Source organism: Paracraurococcus lichenis, from assembly GCF_030657435.1.
In the GTDB taxonomy this organism is placed as follows: domain Bacteria; phylum Pseudomonadota; class Alphaproteobacteria; order Acetobacterales; family Acetobacteraceae; genus Paracraurococcus; species Paracraurococcus lichenis.
In genome coordinates this window covers 1-373 of record NZ_JAUTWS010000529.1, presented here as the reverse complement: position 1 = coordinate 373, position 373 = coordinate 1, and the positions used below count along the sequence as shown (strand labels likewise).

General features: G+C 71.0%; 1 protein-coding gene. It reads left to right on the top strand.

Features of this window, described 5'->3' with window-relative positions:
- Window positions 1–373 (top strand): hypothetical protein (locus Q7A36_RS41105; RefSeq protein ID WP_305109526.1); only part of this gene is annotated, 373 nt, incomplete at both ends.

The following is a 373-nucleotide window of genomic DNA, read 5'->3' as shown; positions in this document are numbered from 1 at the left end:
ACCTACTTCTGGTTCCTGGAGCGCGGTCGCTGGTCCTGGCTGCAGGTCTGGGACGCCCTGCTCGAGCTGTTGCCCAGCGTGTTCACGCCGGCGGTCTGGCATGTCGTGCTCGACGACAGCCTGGTCGAACGCGTCTCCACCCAGGCCCCGGGCTCGATGGTCCACCACAACCACACCGCCAAGCCGAACCGCCCGCGCTTCCTGCGTGGCCAGGGTTGGCTGTGCCTGGCCGCGGTGCTCGAGCGCAACTTCAAGGTCGGGGCCGTGCCGCTGATGCTGCGCCTGGTGCGGCGCGGGGCCAACCGCGGCAAGCTCAAGAGCGGGCGCTTCCTGCTGCGCCTGCTCGGGCGACGGCTGGGGCGGGTCCGGGTGT